Source organism: Pseudoxanthomonas daejeonensis, from assembly GCF_010093205.1.
In the GTDB taxonomy this organism is placed as follows: Bacteria; Pseudomonadota; Gammaproteobacteria; order Xanthomonadales; family Xanthomonadaceae; genus Pseudoxanthomonas; species Pseudoxanthomonas daejeonensis.
The window spans coordinates 167074-179944 of record NZ_PDWN01000002.1 but is presented as its reverse complement, the minus strand read 5'-3'; the positions used below and the strand labels follow the sequence as shown (position 1 = coordinate 179944).

The window sequence follows — 12871 nt, the reverse complement described above, 5'->3', positions numbered from 1 at the left end:
TTTTTCGCAGCCCTTACGCGGAAGACGCACATGAAGCTCCCCAGATTCGCCCGTTCCGTCGCCCTGCAGGCCCGTTTGCGATCGGCCGCGGGCCACTGTCGCGTGGTTTTTCCGGAGGCGCGCTGATGTTTACCGGGATCATCGAGGGCGTCGGCCACCTGGCCGCCCATGAGCCGCGCGGCGGCGATGTGCGCTTCACTTTCGCCACCGGCACGCTGTCCTTCGACGACGTGCGCCTGGGCGAAAGCATCGCGGTCAACGGCGTGTGCCTGACCGTCATCGCGTTCGACGCCGGATCGTTCCAGGCCGATGCCTCCAACGAAACCCTGGCGCTGACCACGCTCGGCGCATTGCCGGTCGGCGCACGGATCAACCTGGAGCGCGCGATGCGCCCGTCAGACCGCCTCGGCGGCCACCTGGTCAGCGGACATGTCGACGGCATCGGCAGGGTCCTCTCGGTGCACGACGACGCACGCGCGCAGCGCTGGCGCTTCGCCGCGCCGGCGCCGCTGCTGAAGTACATCGCGAAGAAGGGTTCGATCTGCGTCGATGGCGTCAGCCTCACCGTCAACGAGGTCGACGCGGAGGCATTCGAGGTTGCGCTGATCCCGCACACCGTGGCCAACACGCGCTTCGAACAGACCGCGGTCGGCGACCCGGTGAACCTGGAGATCGACCTGGTCGCCCGCTACGTCGAGCGCCTGCTCGGCGCGCGACCGGCTGCCGATGGGGCCGACGCATGAGTTTCGCCCCGGTCCCCGAACTGCTGGAAGAGATCCGCGCCGGCCGCATGGTCGTGATCGTCGACGACGAGGATCGCGAGAACGAGGGCGACCTGATCATGGCCGCCGAGCTGGTCCGTCCGGCCGACATCAACTTCATGGTCACCCACGCGCGCGGCCTGGTCTGCCTGTCGCTGACCCGCGAGCGCTGCGCCCAGCTGGGCCTGGCGCCCATGGTCCAGACCAATACCGCCCAGTTCCAGACCAACTTCACCGTCAGCATCGAGGCGGCGGAGGGCGTGACCACCGGCATCTCCGCCTACGATCGCGCCCACACCATCCGCACCGCGGTGCGCCCGGATGCCAGGCCGTCCGACCTGAGCCAGCCGGGCCACATCTTCCCGCTGACCGCGCAGCCCGGCGGCGTGCTGACCCGCGCCGGCCACACCGAGGCGGCCAGCGACCTGCCGATGCTCGCCGGGCTGGAGCCGGCCGGCGTGCTGGTCGAGGTGATGAACGCCGACGGCAGCATGGCGCGGCGTCCGGAGCTGGAGGTGTTCGCCCGCGAGCACGGGCTGAAGATGGGCTCGATCGCCGACCTGATCGCCCATCGCCTGGCCACCGAGCACACCGTCGAGCGCCTCGACGCGCGCGACGTCGAGACCGAGTTCGGACCGTTCCAGCTGGTGACCTATCGCGATCGCATCGCCCATGAACTGCACTTCGCCCTGGTCCGCGGCACGCCCGACCGGGCCACGCCGACCCTGGTCCGGGTCCAGGTCGAGAACCCGCTCAGCGACCTGCTGCACTGGCGCCGCGACGACTTCGGCGTCGCCGCGACCGATGCTTTGCGCGCGATCGCCGCCGAAGGGCAGGGGGTGATGGTGGTCCTGTCCGAGCCGCGCAACGCCGAGGCCCTGCTGGCGCGGCTGCGCAAGCAGCCCGAGGTGAGGCCGGACGCCAAGGACGTGGGCCAGTGGCGGCGCAATGGCGCCGGCGCGCAGATCCTGGCCGACCTGGGCCTGGGCCGGCTGCGCGTGCTGGGCACGCCGCGCCGGCAGGTGGGCCTGGCGGGTTACGGGCTGGAAGTCGTCGAGTACGTCCAGCCATGATCCGGCGGGTCGGCCGGAGGGCCGGCCGGAGGGCCGCCCGGCCCCGGCTCCGTTAAACTGTCCGACCCCCGAGGACTCCCGCGCCCATGACCCTGTACGAAGGCGACCTGCGCCTGCCGGCCGACGCCCGCTTCGCGATCCTGGCCAGCCGCTGGAACGCGCGCATCACCGACGCCCTGGTCGCCGGCGCCCGTCGCTGCCTGGCCGAGAACGGGGTGCCCGAGGATGCGGTGGACGTGGTCCGCCTGCCGGGCGCCTGGGAACTGCCGGTGGCGGCGCAGCGACTGGCCAGTGGCGGCGGCCACCAGGCGCTGATCGTGCTGGGCTGCGTCGTGCGCGGTGATACCCGCCACTACGAGCATGTCGCCGACCTGTGCGCCGAAGGCCTGATGCGGGTGGCGCTGGATACCGGCGTGCCGGTGCTCAATGGCGTGCTGGCGGTGGAAAAATTCGAGGATGCCGAGGCCCGCGCCGGCGGCAGCCATGGCAACAAGGGCGAGGAGGCGGCATTGGCCGCGCTGGAAATGGTCAACCTGATGGAGCGCCTGCGATGAACCGTCCGTTCCGTCCCCGTACGGGTGTCGACCCGGTATTGCGCGGCCGCGCCCGCCGTCGTGCGCTGCAGGCCCTGTACGCCTGGCAGATCTCCGGGGGCAACGCGCAGCAGGTGATCGCGCAGTTCGCCCACGAGCAGGCGCATGAAGTGGCCGACCTGGAGTACTTCGAGGACCTGGTCCGCGGCGTGCTCGCCGAGCGTGTCGGCCTGGATGCGGCGCTGGCGCCGCACCTGGACCGCGGCATGGAAGAAGTCGATCCTATCGAGCGGGCGGTGCTGCGCCTGGCCGCCTATGAACTGCTGCACCGTCCCGACGTGCCGTACCGGGTCGTGCTGAACGAGGCGATCGAGATCGCCAAGCGCTTCGGCTCCGAGCACGGCCACACCTACGTCAATGGCGTACTCGACCGTGCCAGCGGCGAATGGCGCGCGGTCGAGGTCCAGGCCGGACGCAACGCGCGGACCTGACCCGGCGCGTCGCGACATCGAAAGCGCGGTCGTGGCGCGTGCCAGCGTGGGCGGAACGCCGTAGACGGCGCGAGTCCTGCGCGCCGCCCCGCGCCGCATATCCCCCCAGCGTGGAATCCGGGCAAGATGCCGCCATGGCCGAATTCGACCTGATCGCGATGATCCGAGCCCGCGCCACGATGCGCGGAGGCGTGTTGCTGGGCATCGGCGACGACGCGGCGCTGCTGCACGTGCCCGCCGGCCACGAACTGGTGGTCACCGCCGACACGCTTAATGCCGGCGTGCATTTCCCCGAGGACACCGCTCCGGCCGACATCGGCTGGAAGGCGCTGGCGGCCAACCTGTCCGATCTGGCCTCGATGGGCGCGCGCCCGGCGTGGTGCACTTTGTCGCTTTCGCTGCCGCAAGCCGATGCGGGATGGCTGGAGGGGTTCCTCGACGGTTTCCTGGAATTGGCCGCCATGCACGGCATTGCCCTGGTCGGCGGTGACACCACGCGCGGGCCCTTGTCGATCGCGGTCACCGCGATGGGCCTGGTCGAAACCGGGGCGGCGCTGCGCCGCGACCGTGCCCGCATCGGCGATGACATCTGGGTGACCGGAACGCTGGGTGACGCAGCGGCGGCGCTGGTGCTTGCCGGGCACATGCCGGCGATCGAGGGCGTCGCGCCCCCGGAAGATGCGCGCATCGCCGCCGCGCTGCGCATGCGCCTGGAGCGGCCGACGCCGCGCGTCGAAGCGGGCCGCGCCCTGCTCGGACTGGCCCATGCCTGCGTCGACGTCTCCGATGGCCTGCTGGCCGACCTTGGCCATGTCTGCGAGCGCAGCGGGGTGGGTGCCGACATCGAGCTCGCCGCGCTGCCCGCCTCGACAGCCTTGCGGCAAGCGTTCGGCGACGGTGCCGGTCGCATCGCCCTGCAGGCCGGTGGTGGCGACGACTACGAGCTTTGCTTCACCGCGCCGCCAGTGGTGCGCGAAGCGGTTGCGATGGTTCTGGAACAGGCTGGGGTCGAGTGCAGCCGCATCGGCCGGGTCGTTACCGGCGATGGTGTGCGCGCGCTGGCCGCCGACGGCAGTCGATGGCAAACCCCTCCGGGCGGATACGTGCATTTTGGCTGATGAGAGGGCCTTGGTTGCACGCTGGCGTCGCGCCCGGTTGCATCTCGCGGGCACGGAAGGCGTCTTGTCGTACTGCTTGCCATTGCCGTGTCGGGGCTGCGGTCCTGCCTTTGTAGGAGCGGACTTCAGGCCGCGACACCGACGCCGTCGGAATCACATCGTCGTCGCCTGTGCCGAGGTCGTCGGTGTCGCGGCCTGAAGTCCGCTCCTACAAAAGCGCAACCGCCCTGGCCATGCGATCCACGGCTTCCACCAGCAGCGGACGCGGCATCGCGAAATTCAGGCGCACATGGCCTTCGCCGCCTTCGCCGCACTCACCGCCATCGGTCAACGCCACATGGGCATGGCGACGGAAGAACAGGTGTGGCGCGGTGTCCAGCGGCAGGCTGCGGCAGTCGAGCCAGGCCAGGTAGGTGCCCTGCGACTCCAGATAGCCGACCTGCGGCAGGCGCTCGCGCAGCAGCCGGCCGAGCAGCTCGCGGTTGCCCTGCAGGTAGCTGCGTACTCCGTCCAGCCATGCATCCCCCTCGCGCCAGGCGGCGGTGTGCGCGATCACGCCCAGGGTCGCGGTGCTGTTGCCGGCGAAGTGGCCGATCTCGCGCCAGCGGCGCAGGTCCTCCTCGCGGGTGAATGCGAGCTGCGCGCACTTGAGCCCCGCGAGGTTCCAGGCCTTGGAGGCGGACAGGGCGGTGATCGCCTGTTGCGCCGCCGCGTCCGAAACCGTCGCATACGGCACGTGGTGCTGGCCGTCGTAGAGCAGTGGAGCATGGATTTCGTCGGCGAACACGCGCGCGTCGTGGCGCGCGACGATCGCGGTGATGCGCTGCAATTCTTCGCGCGCGTACACCTTGCCGATCGGATTGTGCGGATTGCACAGCAGCAGCATGCGCGCGCCGGAAGCGAAGGCATCCTCCAGTGCGGATTCATCCAGCGTCCATCCTGCATGGCCGCGTTGCATCGGCACCTGTATGACGGGGTTGCCCAGCAGCTGCATCAACGGAATGAACGGCATGTAGCACGGTACCGGCAGCGCCACGGAGGCGCCGGCCGGCAGGTAGTGCCGCAGCACGATTTCGAGCGCGCCCAGTACGTCGGCGACCGGCCTGATCGCATCGGCGGGGATCGACCAGCCATGGTGGCGCTGCTGCCATTGCGAACAGGCTTCGGCCATCGCGCGCACGGGCGCGGCGGACAGGTAGCCGACCTGGCCCTGGTCGACCGCCGTGTGCAGCGCCTCGCGGATGACCGGGGCGATGCCGAAGTCCATCTCCGCGACGAACGCGCCGATGCAGTCGGGAAACGCGCGCCACTTGAGCCCGCCGCCGGCGCGCAACTGCTCCAGGGTGATGGCATCGAAGGCGGATGTGTCCACGCAGCGCTCCAGGTAGGCCGCGCCATTGTCGCATCGGCGGTGCGCGCTGGTCGCAGCGGCGACAGCAGGTCAGGCGGGCGGCAGCACCTTGCCCGGGTTGAGGATGCCGTCCGGGTCCAGGGCCGCTTTTATCGCGCGCATGGTCGCCAGGGTCGGCGCATCGAAGGCGCGGTCCATCCAGTCGCGCTTGGCGACGCCGATGCCGTGTTCGCCCGACAGCGTGCCGCCCAGCGACAGGACCAACTCGAACAGCCGCGGCAGCGCGGCCTGCGCGCGCCCGGCTTCGGTCGGGTCGTCGGGGTGGTACAGGATGTTGACGTGCAGGTTGCCGTTGCCGGCATGGCCGAAAGCCACGATCGGCAAGGCGAATTCGGCGGACAGCGCTTCCACGCCCGCGACCAGCGCCGGAATGCGCGAGACCGGCACCACCACGTCTTCGTTGATCTTGCCCGGAGCGATCGTGCGCAGCGCCGGCGAAAGCGCGCGACGGGCCGCCCACAGGCGGTCGCGCGCGCTGCCGTCCGCGGCGACGTCCAGCGAGAGCAGGCCGTCGCCCTCGGCGGCATTGGCCAGCGCCTGCAGCGCATAGGGCAGCGTGTCGTCGTCGCCGTCGGCCTCGATCAGCAGCATCGCTCCTGCTTCGGGCACGTCGGTGCCGTTGCGGCGGAGCAGGGCGATCGCGCTGCGATCCATGAATTCGAGCATCGCCGGCACCTGGGGCTGCGCCATCAGCCGGCCCACGGCCGCCGCGGCCGCCGTCGCATCGCGGTAGAACGCGCGCAGTCCGGCCTGCGCGCGCGGTCGTGGCGCCAGCTTCAGCGTCGCTTCGACAATGAGCGCGAGCGTGCCTTCGCTGCCGACCAGCAGGTGGGTGAGGTCGTAGCCGGTCGCGTCCTTGGTCCACGGGCCGCCGCAGTGGATGGTCTCGCCGGTGCCCGTCACCGCGACCACGCCGAGCACGTTGTCGCGGGTGGCGCCGTACTTCACCGCGCGCGGGCCGCCCGCATTGCAGGCGAGGTTGCCGCCGATCGTGCAGCGCTCGTAGCTGGAGGGGTCCGGTGGCCAGAACAGGCCGTGCGGTTGCAGCGCCTGCTGCAGGTCGCCGTTCAGCACGCCCGGCTCGACCACGGCGCAGCGGTCGCCGGCGCGGATTTCCAGGATCCGGTCCATCCGCGCGAACGACAGCACCACGCCGCCCGCGAACGGCACCGCAGCGCCGGTGGTCCCGGTGCCCGCGCCACGCGCCACCAGCGGCACGCGGTGGGCGCGACAGGCGCGCACGATCGCGGCGACCTGGTCGCGGTCGCGCGGAACGGCCACCGCGTCGGGCAGGGCGGACATGCGCGAGTCGTCTTCGCCGTGCGCACGCCGCATCTGTTCGCCCGTCAGCCAGCCGTCGGGACCGAGCAGTGCTGCCAGTTCGGCGTCGAGGGCGGGGGGCAGGGGACGGGTCATTGCGCGATTGTAGGCGGGCAGGCCTTTGTAGGAGCGGACTTCTGGCCGCGAAGCTGCTGCTGGCGGGGCCAGCGATGGCGGGCGATTCCGACGCCCCGGCCTCGCGGTCATGCCCGCTCCTACACATCGTCGAGCCGGAACGCATCCTTCAACCAGCGGATCTCCGGCGTGTCCGGGTCGCCGCTGGCTTCGACCACGTCGAAGCGGCACGGCAGCTGCGCCAGCCGGGCGTGCGAACCCAGGTACAGCTGCGCGGCGCGCACCAGCTTGCGCCGCTTGCCATGGTCGACCGAGGCGAAGCCGCCGCCGAAGGAAGACGCGGCGCGGTAGCGCACTTCCACGAAGACCAGCGTCCCGCCGTCGCGGCCGGGCTCCAGCATCACCAGGTCCAGCTCGCCGCCGCGGTAGCCGACATTGGCCGCCTCCAGGCGCAGGCCGGCGCGCTCGAGTTCGGCGCGCGCGGCCTTTTCGACGCGGGCGCCGCGGGCGCGGCGATCCAGCTCGCGATCAGTGGCCACTGCCTGCCAGCGGAACGGCCACGCCGCCGCTGAAGATCGACCACTGCGGCTGACGGACCACGTTGCCGAAACCATCCAGGCGCAGCGTGCCGGTGGCGCCGGCGAGTTCACCGTCGGTGCGGGTGACCAGGCGTTCCAGGAACGCGGTGATCAGCCATGCGTCGTGGCCGAAGGCGAACAGGCGCGCCGCGCCGCCGCGTGCGGTCGGCAGCATTTCCGCGGCCTGGCTGTGCGATGGCAGTCCGGCCACGCCACGTGCGGCCCAGGCCTCGCCGGGGAACACGATGCCGTCCAGCACCACGTCCTCGCTGGCCTTGCCGGTGCCGGAGACAAGCTGCGAACCCGCCACGCGGGTGCGCGAGGCGAAGCCGGCCATCGCCAGTTGCGGTACCAGTGCGCGCGCCTGCGGTCCGCGCACGGCCAGGAAGACCGAATCGGCACCGGCCGCGGCGGCCTGGGCCAGCTGCGCCGAAACATCGCCGGGTTGTTCGCCCACGCTGACCACGCTGGCGACCTTGCCGCCGCGTTCACCGAGCCGCTCGCGGAACGCATCCACCGCGCGGCGCCCGTTCTCGTCGCTGCCGCCGATCACCAGGACGTTGCGGTGCTCGCGTGCCAGCAGGTAGTCGGCCGCGGCGATACCGTCATCCTCGGGTGCCAGCGAGAAGGCGATGTTGCCCGGCGGCGGCGCGACGTTGCCGCGATTCAGCGCCAGGGTGGAGACGCGCACCTCAGGCTGTGCGAATACCGCGCCCACGTCGTCGCGGCCCAGCGGGCCGATCACGAAATCGTTGCCGTCGGCGACCGCCTTGGCGTAGGCGGCCAGCGCACCGGCCGGGGTGCCCGTGGTGTCATAGAAGGTGATCGGCGGCCGCGCACGGCTCTCGGCGTAATAGCCGGCGAGCAGGCCGTCGCGCACGGGACCGGCGGCGGTGGCGAGCTGGCCGGACAACGGCAGCAGGACCGCGAGCTTGCGCGGCGGGCGGTAGCCATCGGCGGCGGCAGGTGCGCGCTGGGCGAAGTCCCAGTTCTCGCCACGTTCGAACGGGCGCGGCAGCGGCAGGCCGCGGCGCACCAGCGCGCGACCGGCGAAGTTGTAAAGCGGATCGCCGGCCGGCAGGGCCGCGGCGCGCGAGGACAGGGTCGCGTCGTCCAGCTTGGACAGCAGGCGTTCGATCTCCCGGCGATTGCCGTCGCGGGCTTCACCCGCCAACCCGGCATCGGCGCGCGCGCGCGCGGCCGCTGCGCCGAACGTGTCGCCGGTCGCCTCCAGGCCCTTGCCCGATGCCAGGTGCCAACGGGCCTGCAACGGCGCGGGCAGGGTCGCGGGATCGCCGACCAGCGCCGCCTGGACGGCGGCCGGCTGTTGTGCGGCCAAGGCGAGTTCGGCCTGCAGCAGCGACAGCCGCGCGCGGCTGGCACCGCCGACATTGCGTGGGTCCAACTGGGCGACCAGGGTGCGGGCGCGCGCGTCGTCGCCGGCTTCGTGCCAGGCGAACGCGGCGTCGGCCAGCAGCGCGTTGCGCTGGCTGCCCTTGGTCGCATTGGCGAGTGCTTCCAGGCGTTGCGCGGCTTCGCGCGCCTGTCCCTGTTCCAGCTGCACCAGTGCGGCGGCATGCTCGGGTGCCGCGGTCGGCGTGGTGGCGACGCTCGCGCAGCCCGTCGCGAGCAGCAGGACCAGGCCCGGCGCCAGCCAGCGCAGGCGGTGGAGGGGCATCGCGTGGCGCACGTTCTTCGGCATGTCCATCCGTCGGGCCGGGCCTGTCGGGGGAAAGGGCTTAGGATTCTACCTTTCCCTCAGTCCACCGGACCTGCATGCCCGTCGCAACGCTCCACGTCGTCGCCACTCCCATCGGCAACCTCGGTGACCTGTCCCCGCGCGCCCAGCAGGTACTGCGCGAGGTGGACGCGGTCTGTGCCGAGGACACCCGGCGCAGCGGCCAGTTGCTGGCCCATTTCGGCATCGGCACGCCTTTGCTGGCTCTGCACGAGCACAACGAACAGCAGTTGGCCGAGCGGCTGGTGGCGAGGCTGCTGGCGGGCGAATCGCTGGCCCTGGTCAGCGACGCGGGAACCCCGCTGGTCAGCGATCCCGGCTACCGGCTGGTCCGGGCCGCACGTGCGGCGGGAGTGAGGGTGAGCCCGGTGCCCGGGCCGTCGGCGCTGGTGGCCGCACTCAGCGTGGCGGGCCTGCCCAGCGACCGGTTCGCCTTCGAGGGCTTCCTGCCGGCCAAGGCTTCGGCCCGGCGCGAGAGGCTGGCGGAGTTGGCCGGCGAGACACGCACGCTGGTGTTCTATGAGTCTTCGCACCGCATCGACGAATCGCTGGCGGACCTGTGCGCTGCGTTCGGCGACGGGCGTCCGGCGGTGTTGGGCCGCGAGCTGACCAAGCTGTTCGAGACCGTCCTCGACGGCAGCCTGGCCGACCTTCACGCGCGGGTGTTGGCCGATGCCGACCAGCGCAAGGGCGAGTTCGTGCTGGTGGTGCAGGGCGTGGGCGAAGACGCCGACGCGATCCTGGCCGAAGGCCGTCGCGTGCACGCGATCCTGGCCAGGCAGCTGCCGCCCTCGGCGGCCGCCAAGCTCGCTGCCGAGATCACCGGCGCGCCGCGCAAGGCACTGTACGGGGCTGGCTCGGACGATTGAGCCCGGTGGGAGCCCGCGGTGACGATCACGCTCGCCAGCGCGACCGGTACCGCGTCGCTTCGGACGGAGCCGCGGCGAGCCGAGGGCATTGCGGTCGACTCGACGGCACATCCCTGTGCCGACTCGCCGACGTGGCCATCCATGGCCACTGCCGCAATACCCTCGGCCCGCCGCGTCTTCACGCGCTACCAGGTCGTGGCTTCGACCGGCGGCTTCCTCTCGCAGCGCGGCTGCGCTGAACGAGCACTCGATCAGCACCACCCGCCTCCCTCAGTCCGGGCGGATTGGGCCATGCCAGAGTGGCCAAGGCATTGATTCCCGTGCCGGCAGGCGATCAGTTCGTGATAGCCCCCTTGGTAAGGGGCGCCGCGGCAGCGGCAGGGGATGGGGGAATCGGAGCGGGGCCCGAAATTCGCTCAAGCGAATTTTGGGGGATTCATCGGCGAAGCCGTAGAATCCCTCCCCGGCGGAGTCGGCCAGACAGTCGCGTCATCGGAAACGATGCCGAGGAAAGTCCGGGCTCCACAGGGCACGGTGCCAGGTAACGCCTGGGCGGCGCGAGCCGACGGAAAGTGCAACAGAAAGATACCGCCAGCGGTCCTTCGGGATGCGGGCAAGGGTGAAATGGTGCGGTAAGAGCGCACCGCGAGCCTGGTAACAGGCCGGCACGGCAAACCCCACCGGGAGCAAGGCCAAATAGGGACCTCATGACGTTGCCCGCGTCGGGTCCGGGTAGGCTGCTCGAGCGTAACGGTGACGTTGCGCCTAGAGGAATGACTGTCCACGACAGAACCCGGCTTACCGGCCGGCTCCGCCACTTTTCCTGCACCCGCCTCTTCCGGAGCTTCAGCCGGGGGAGGCTCGTGCATGGGTGCGTTCCGATGCAGTCGTGACGCGACGCAGCACCCGTCGTGCGGCTCCTGTTTCGCGCAACTCACATGGCCTTCACAAGTACGGAATCTCAAAATTTGAGACTAAACAGCGACTTGTGGAAAACCCTTGAACTTGTCTGTGAACATCGCTGCAACTCATTGACCGGACAGGTGATTTTTTCCTTCGAATCCTGTTGACAACCCTGTTGGTGACTCCTAAGGTGGACATTCGTGGGGAAACCGGGATTTCTGTGGTTTTCCGTGATTGAATGGCATCCCAAAGCAGGGTCGGGCAGCAGCGAACGTGTTCCAGGGTGAGACCGCCATCACAGTGGACGACAAGGGGCGCGTGGCCATCCCCACGGCCTATCGCGACCTCGTCGCGCGCGACTGCGGCAACCGCCTGGTGATCGCCTACAACCCGTTCGAGGCCGGTTCGCTGTACCTGTACCCGTTCAAGGAATGGGAGCGGGTGCGCGATGCAGTCAACGCGCTGCCCACCACCCGTGCCGCCCACCGCAGCCTGCAGTTGAAGCTGGTCGGCGCCGCGACTCCGGTCGAGCTGGACGGCAATGGCCGGATCAGCATCCCGGCCAGCCATCGCAGCGCGGTGGGCATCGAGAAGAAGGCCGTGCTGCTGGGCATGGGCGACAAGTTCGAACTCTGGAGCGAGCAGGCGCATCACGCGCAGATCCGCCGGACCCTGTCCGACGACGATCTGAGCGAGCACATGCTCGACCTGAAGTTGTGACGGCGGGGGACCGGATGCGCAAAGGCGCGCAGGCCGGCCACCCCGCTGATCCGTCGGCGCCGGCGGCGCACCTGCCGGTGCTGTACGCGCAGGTCATGGACGGGTTGCGTGTGGTCGAGGACGGACGCTACCTGGACGGCACCTTCGGGCGCGGCGGGCATGCGCGTGGAGTGCTGGAACAACTCGGCCCTGGAGGCCGGCTGCTGCTGATGGACAAGGACCCGGAAGCGATCGCGGAAGCCGAAAGGAGTTTCGGCGGCGATGCGCGCGTGTCGATCCGGCGCGGCAGTTTCGCTGCACTCGGCAGCTGGGACCAGGCGCGTGAACTGGATGGCGTGCTGTTCGACCTGGGCGTGTCCTCGCCGCAGCTGGACGTGGCCGCGCGCGGTTTCTCGTTCGGTAAGGACGGCCCGCTGGACATGCGCATGGATCCCGATGCCGGCGAAAGCGCGGCGCAGTGGCTGGCCCGCGCCGAGGAGCGCGAGATCGCCGATGTGCTGTGGAAGTACGGCGAGGAGAAAATGAGCCGGCGCATCGCGCGCACGATCGTGGCCCATCGCGCCCAGCAGCCGCTCGAGCGTACCGCGCAGCTGGCAGAGCTGATCGCCTCGGTCATGCCGCGCGGCAAGGACCGCATCCATCCGGCGACGCGCAGCTTCCAGGCCATCCGCATCCACATCAACCGCGAACTGGCCGACCTGGAAACCGGCCTGGACGCGGCGCTGGCTGCGCTGCGGCCCGGCGGCCGCCTGGCCGTGATCAGCTTCCACTCGCTGGAAGACCGCATCGTCAAGCAGTTCATCGCCCGCCATGCCAAGGCGCCCCCGGCCAATCGCCGCCTGCCGCAGGCGCAGGCGTTCGTGCCGGTGCTGGCCGACGTGGGCGGTGGCGCGATCCGCGCCGCCGACGACGAGCTCTCCGCCAATCCGCGCTCGCGCAGCGCGGTGCTGCGCGTGGCCCAGAAGCTGGAAGGGGAAGCCGCATGAGCCGCGTGCTGCTCGCCATCCTGCTGCTGGCCATCGTCGGCACCGCGATCGCCGTCGTGTACGAGCGCTACCACCACCGCCAGCTGTTCGTGGAGCTGACCGGGTTGGAGCGCGAACGCGACGAACTGAACATCGAGTTCGGCCGCCTGCAGCTGGAGCAGGCGACCTGGGCGCAGGCCAACCGCATCGACCAGGTCGCGCGCGAGCGGCTGGGGATGAAGTTCCCCGAGGCCGAGGACATCGTGGTGGTGCGCCCGTGAACGCCTCCCCCGTGCGCCCCAACCGCAACCGCAGC

Annotated in this window: 13 protein-coding genes and 1 other RNA gene; 10 read left to right on the top strand and 4 right to left on the bottom strand. The window is 70.6% G+C overall.

Features of this window, described 5'->3' with window-relative positions:
- The first annotated feature begins 125 nt into the window (after nt 1-125).
- The 5 genes from CSC65_RS02355 (at nt 126) to thiL (ending at nt 3976) form a co-directional block, all read left to right on the top strand.
- Nucleotides 126-743: a riboflavin synthase gene (locus tag CSC65_RS02355; RefSeq protein ID WP_162408370.1), complete on the top strand. Its 618-nt coding sequence runs from the start codon at nt 126-128 to the stop codon at nt 741-743.
- Complete coding sequence (gene ribB / locus CSC65_RS02350; protein ID WP_162408369.1) at nt 740-1834, top strand: 3,4-dihydroxy-2-butanone-4-phosphate synthase; 1095 nt, start codon at nt 740-742, stop codon at nt 1832-1834. Before CSC65_RS02355 ends, ribB begins: the two co-directional genes overlap by 4 nt.
- 86 nt (nt 1835-1920) lie before the next feature.
- Nucleotides 1921-2388: a 6,7-dimethyl-8-ribityllumazine synthase gene (ribH, locus tag CSC65_RS02345; protein ID WP_162408368.1), complete on the top strand. Its 468-nt coding sequence runs from the start codon at nt 1921-1923 to the stop codon at nt 2386-2388.
- Nucleotides 2385-2858, top strand: a complete 474-nt coding sequence (gene nusB, locus CSC65_RS02340; RefSeq protein ID WP_162408367.1) for a transcription antitermination factor NusB — start codon at nt 2385-2387, stop codon at nt 2856-2858. The genes ribH and nusB overlap by 4 nt, the downstream gene beginning before the upstream one ends.
- A 134-nt stretch (nt 2859-2992) precedes the next feature.
- Entirely contained in the window at nt 2993-3976 is a 984-nt protein-coding gene (gene thiL / locus CSC65_RS02335; protein ID WP_162408366.1) for a thiamine-phosphate kinase, read from the top strand.
- A gap of 208 nt (nt 3977-4184) precedes the next feature.
- Here the strand turns inward: thiL and CSC65_RS02330 are convergent, their stop codons facing one another.
- From CSC65_RS02330 to CSC65_RS02315, 4 genes are all read right to left on the bottom strand, one after another.
- The gene (locus CSC65_RS02330; protein ID WP_162408365.1) at nt 4185-5348 is read right to left on the bottom strand and encodes a MalY/PatB family protein; all 1164 of its coding nucleotides are present in this window, start codon (nt 5346-5348) and stop codon (nt 4185-4187) included.
- A gap of 69 nt (nt 5349-5417) precedes the next feature.
- Nucleotides 5418-6803, bottom strand: a complete 1386-nt coding sequence (locus CSC65_RS02325; protein WP_162408364.1) for an FAD-binding oxidoreductase — start codon at nt 6801-6803, stop codon at nt 5418-5420.
- A gap of 119 nt (nt 6804-6922) precedes the next feature.
- Nucleotides 6923-7303, bottom strand: a complete 381-nt coding sequence (locus CSC65_RS02320) for a YraN family protein (RefSeq protein WP_238390258.1) — start codon at nt 7301-7303, stop codon at nt 6923-6925.
- Between the two features lie 7 nt (nt 7304-7310).
- Entirely contained in the window at nt 7311-9038 is a 1728-nt protein-coding gene (locus CSC65_RS02315; protein WP_162408536.1) for a penicillin-binding protein activator, read from the bottom strand.
- Between the two features lie 98 nt (nt 9039-9136).
- Between CSC65_RS02315 and rsmI the strand changes: the two genes are divergently transcribed.
- From rsmI to ftsL, 5 genes are all read left to right on the top strand, one after another.
- On the top strand, nt 9137-9967 hold the full coding sequence (gene rsmI, locus CSC65_RS02310) for a 16S rRNA (cytidine(1402)-2'-O)-methyltransferase (protein WP_162408362.1): 831 nt from the start codon (nt 9137-9139) through the stop codon (nt 9965-9967).
- A gap of 468 nt (nt 9968-10435) precedes the next feature.
- Nucleotides 10436-10784: RNase P RNA component class A (gene rnpB / locus CSC65_RS02305), an RNA gene on the top strand.
- 359 nt (nt 10785-11143) lie between these two features.
- Nucleotides 11144-11590 carry a division/cell wall cluster transcriptional repressor MraZ gene (gene mraZ, locus CSC65_RS02300; RefSeq protein WP_162408361.1) on the top strand — a complete coding sequence of 149 codons (447 nt, stop codon included), beginning with the start codon at nt 11144-11146 and terminating at the stop codon, nt 11588-11590.
- A gap of 14 nt (nt 11591-11604) precedes the next feature.
- On the top strand, nt 11605-12576 hold the full coding sequence (gene rsmH / locus CSC65_RS02295) for a 16S rRNA (cytosine(1402)-N(4))-methyltransferase RsmH (RefSeq protein ID WP_162408360.1): 972 nt from the start codon (nt 11605-11607) through the stop codon (nt 12574-12576).
- Nucleotides 12573-12836: a cell division protein FtsL gene (ftsL, locus tag CSC65_RS02290; RefSeq protein ID WP_162408359.1), complete on the top strand. Its 264-nt coding sequence runs from the start codon at nt 12573-12575 to the stop codon at nt 12834-12836. The genes rsmH and ftsL overlap by 4 nt, the downstream gene beginning before the upstream one ends.
- The last annotated feature ends 35 nt before the right edge of the window (nt 12837-12871 follow it).